5 protein-coding genes are annotated in these 3,798 nt (G+C 48.7%); 3 read left to right on the top strand and 2 right to left on the bottom strand.

Annotated features, from left to right (window positions below):
- Nucleotides 1–106: 106 nt before the first annotated feature.
- The gene (locus NCN04_RS09290; RefSeq protein WP_048346974.1) at nt 107–343 is read right to left on the bottom strand and encodes a hypothetical protein; all 237 of its coding nucleotides are present in this window, start codon (nt 341–343) and stop codon (nt 107–109) included.
- 1,448 nt (nt 344–1,791) lie between these two features.
- Between NCN04_RS09290 and NCN04_RS09280 the strand changes: the two genes are divergently transcribed.
- The 3 genes from NCN04_RS09280 to NCN04_RS09270 all read left to right on the top strand — a co-directional run bounded on the left by NCN04_RS09280 (nt 1,792) and on the right by NCN04_RS09270 (nt 2,987).
- Nucleotides 1,792–1,941 (top strand): hypothetical protein, encoded by a 150-nt coding sequence (locus tag NCN04_RS09280; protein WP_250395902.1) that lies wholly within the window; start codon nt 1,792–1,794, stop codon nt 1,939–1,941.
- Nucleotides 1,942–1,949: 8 nt separating this feature from the next.
- Nucleotides 1,950–2,174: a hypothetical protein gene (locus NCN04_RS09275; protein WP_250395901.1), complete on the top strand. Its 225-nt coding sequence runs from the start codon at nt 1,950–1,952 to the stop codon at nt 2,172–2,174.
- A gap of 414 nt (nt 2,175–2,588) precedes the next feature.
- Nucleotides 2,589–2,987, top strand: coding sequence for a hypothetical protein (locus NCN04_RS09270; protein WP_350223248.1), 399 nt, complete (start codon nt 2,589–2,591; stop codon nt 2,985–2,987).
- A 228-nt stretch (nt 2,988–3,215) separates the two neighbouring features.
- On the opposite strand, the gene NCN04_RS09265 is transcribed toward NCN04_RS09270, so the two are convergent.
- The gene (locus NCN04_RS09265) at nt 3,216–3,740 is read right to left on the bottom strand and encodes a DUF3104 domain-containing protein (RefSeq protein ID WP_250395900.1); all 525 of its coding nucleotides are present in this window, start codon (nt 3,738–3,740) and stop codon (nt 3,216–3,218) included.
- Between the last annotated feature and the right edge of the window lie 58 nt (nt 3,741–3,798).

The following is a 3,798-nucleotide window of genomic DNA, read 5'->3' as shown; positions in this document are numbered from 1 at the left end:
AAATATCAAAACAACGAATATCAGCTGAATCAAACATATTACTCAAATAAGGAAGTTTTGCTCTCGCAAAGTTTTATTTAAGTCGGTTTTTTCACATCCTCAGCCATTAAGATTTACGTTTAAACGTATAACAACCACCGTGATACCCAGTGAAGGGCTGGGCATAGGTAATCAGTTCCCAACCTTGCTGTCCAAGCTCGTTCATCAAGCCCACCAAAGTGACATCATGCTGAGGATGTCTTCGAGAAATCAACTGCTTTTCATCAAGCCAAAGTTCCTCGATTTCTCCAGTCCACGACTTTCCTTTCGGAACAAAACGCAATTGCGTGTATTCCCAAGTCATTGAGGTCTGCCATCATCGCATTGACTGTAAAGCAAAGATCGAGCTGACCAACCGTAGACGGCACAATCTCAATCGACCCCAAAGCAGCTAGCCCAACGCAACCATGTGCTTCAGGCCATTCTGACCAAGTGGTAAGCGTTCGGGCCTTAACCCTTAGCCAACGACAAACACGGCCGTGATAAAGACAGCAGAAATAGCTGCTAAAAAGCTGCCAATACCGGCTGCTTGAATCCAGTTTGGGCTCATCAAAAGTCCTCGATGCCTTTGTTCTGGCTCAAGCCAAGCTCTGGCATCAAGGTCTGTCGTGAAACGGAAACGAAAAAAGCAACCAGAAGAAGAGAGGCCGCCCCTCCCGGATGGAAGAGACGGCCTAGCTCGCTCGTTTGTGCATATCGCTAACCAATCTTCAGTGAATGTGTATCGGAGAAGCGTGAACCTCGAAACGACAACAGTGAACTGAAAGAGGAGTGCGAAGCGTCTGGCGTGTGGCGCCTGGGGCCTGGTTCCTAAGTGGTGAGTGGTTGAACTCCTTAGGGCACCTGTTTCGGTGCAGATGGAGTGTCGATCGACGTGGCTCTCAAGAGATTGCCTGCCGAAGGACGGACCTCACCGTTGGGTGAGAAAACTGTTGGAGCAGGGGCCAAGTAGTCAGGCTGCTTCTTTGATCTGCTCAGGTGGAGTATCGGCCGTCATGGCTCCTCCGATCTCGATACAGCAAGTGTGGCGCAGGCGAGCGAAAAGCACATCGGTGCAATGGCGCATTGCTATCAGAACCAAAACCCACGAGATTAGGAATGGCGTGCGTGAAGACTCCATTCCCTTTGAGCTGGAATGAGACGCCCCTAACGTTGATCTAGCGACTGCTGATCGAACATTCAGCCAACATCAAATTTTGATGGCTGAACGATTCAGAGCTTCGTCATCGACGATCCACTCGCTCAAGCGGGAAGCAACTGGACAAAAGCTCATAAAACTAGGTTCACTATGCGTGTAAGTCGAAAAGATTTCGACTGTTGCTAAGCAACATTTGGGGCCACAGACAGAAGACCCATAGCGAGGACAAATCATGACTTCCCTCCTTTTCCAATATCATCTCGCTCTCTCATGACGACAACTGAACAAAGCATGAGACATCCACCAGAAAGCGATGAATGATGCACGCGGAGGGATCACCTAATCGACCAAGTTCAAAGCTTTCAGGACTTTCAGGCGAATCCCTCCAAGTTTTTCCCAAGCAGCTAAAGCATCAGTCTTGGAGGCATATGGCCTCCAATCGTCTTCGACAATACGCCGTTGGATATGAGCCGCTACGCGTTGAACAACTGCTTTATCACTAGGGCGATCGAGATGGATCGTTGTCCCGTTTAACTCAACATCCATATCAGTTCGAGTCTCCTAGCAAAGTAAAGATTTTTGAGTTTCGGAGGACGACCTCAATTTAGCTTCGCATGGTCGAGCCCTCCTGTGCCTCCGCTCCAGGCTCTAACACAGAGGAAGGCTTACCTCTCGATCCAGGACAACACTTGGAAGAACAGGACCGTACCTCTAACCGAACAGCAGCCACAGATCAAAACTCAATAGATTGCGCTGAACGCTGAAAACACCAATGACTAATCACCGTTTATCAATCGAACAAAAGTTCCAACTCGAAGCAGCTTTTAGAGATATTGATGCTTGCGATGACATTGAAAGACTTCGCAAGATCACCAAAGAAATCATCACAGCACAGGAAAACGAGAAGGCCTTTGCAAGAGAGGCTATTTCACGAATGCGCTATGAGATCGAGGCGCATTCAACCTCTACATTTGGATTCAATCGCGCAGCAGGCTAAGCAAACACTCAATGGCCTAATTTCTGGATCCTCCCCTCAAATCGCTTGATTGCTCAATGTCAATTTGGTTTCATAATGCTTGCATCTGGCTTCTGAAGACACCCATGAAGGCTACGACTAAGATCAGCCATCAACTGGAAGAGCATCTGCTCACGCAACAGCAGAAAAACGTGACAAAGCATGCAGTCTGAGGCATAACGAGTTGACACAGCAGATCAACCCATGCCCCTACCCAAATGGGAAATGATGACGGACGAAAGTCAATCGATGGTTAAGAAGACCGGGATTGGATTAGGTGTTGGCATCTTGGTGGTTTGGGTTGCCCTGGGGTTCATCAAAGCAATCCTTCCGATCATTTTTCTTGGCGGTGCAGGATATTTGGGTTGGAAGGTCATTAACAAAAAATAGTTCTAGTTGCTGAAAGGCCTTGGAGATACGGCATTGAATCAGAGGAAGACAAGGAGCGATCGCTACGATCATTTGAGAAGAAACCTATCGACATCTGCAGTGATCCCAGAGGACTTTGATTATTCGGCTTCCATTTCCTTGATGGACATCAGGGAGAATTTGCCTTTCATCGATCCGGAGGACCTCTCGTCCCAAGACGTGTTGGAGATACTTCTGCATCTCTTTCGGAAAAAGCCAGGCTTTATTGACCGGGGCCACGAAATTAATAACAAGGAAACAGCCTGGGTGAATGCATTCTTGTTTCGACTCACGCCTGCCATCGATCACGATGCCAGAGAAGCCTTCGTCGTAGAGGTCATCGGCTCGAGTGTCGACCGAATGACAAGTTTACGTTCAGAATCTTGAACACAAGAAATGGATGAAGAAAATCCAAGGCTCTCTAGACCAAGCCTGTCAATCAAGAGTCATTGAACCTGGGAAGCTACATCAAAGGGAGTAACAGACATCATCATTCCCCATCAACAAGAGAAGATTAGGCTTCATAGAAGCGATAAGACATCAATGCAGCGTGGACGAATTGTCCATCCTTTCAAACAAGTTGAGATTCAGATCAGGCGTTTATCTTCTATTGATTTAATAGCCCTTTGACCATTGATAGCACTCATGGGAGCCAAGCTGCAGACCATCCAGCGATCGGACAATGTGCTTGACCTCATCACCGTTCACCCAATGAATGAAGCCATCGTCGACATCTGAGACTTGAAGCATTGTGTTCACCATCGGATCCCTGAAGCCTCCATCACAGCCCAGCACCTGTCCCATCCACCAATTGCCATCAGCCTTGGGTGCATCCTGGTGGACCGCCTGCACAATGACAAAGTCGCCAGCACTTACTCTCAGGGCTGCGGAAGCAGCCTGGCCAGCAAACTGACTTCGACCCTGGAGAGAACGATCAGCACTCACTAGTACTCCTGCACTGCTAGGCACTTTTTTAGGGTGCCTGCGCCAGTTGTCAAGCCCATGACGGATCTGGAATTGGAGAGCTTTTGAATGCCAACCAACATCCCTATATGCTCCCGTGCCAACCATCTGGGAAGAGCCTGAAACCGAACTCCTGGATACGGGTGGCCCCTCTTCCAGGCCAAGCGATGCGGACATAGACCGATCAGGTCCCTCTCGGAGACACCCATGACAACGGCATCCCTCCTAGCCCAAG

The sequence above is a fragment of the Synechococcus sp. MU1655 genome (assembly GCF_023630655.1).
Taxonomy (GTDB): domain Bacteria; phylum Cyanobacteriota; class Cyanobacteriia; order PCC-6307; family Cyanobiaceae; genus Synechococcus_C.
Note: the sequence above shows the minus strand (reverse complement) of the source record. Positions and strands in the feature narration are given on the sequence as shown.

Coding starts and splice junctions, on each gene's coding strand:
- NCN04_RS09290 (WP_048346974.1), bottom strand. CDS start 343: ATGACTTGGGAATACACGCAATTGCGTTTTGTTCCGAAAGGAAAGTCG.
- NCN04_RS09280 (WP_250395902.1), top strand. CDS start 1,792: ATGGTCGAGCCCTCCTGTGCCTCCGCTCCAGGCTCTAACACAGAGGAA.
- NCN04_RS09275 (WP_250395901.1), top strand. CDS start 1,950: ATGACTAATCACCGTTTATCAATCGAACAAAAGTTCCAACTCGAAGCA.
- NCN04_RS09265 (WP_250395900.1), bottom strand. CDS start 3,740: ATGTCCGCATCGCTTGGCCTGGAAGAGGGGCCACCCGTATCCAGGAGT.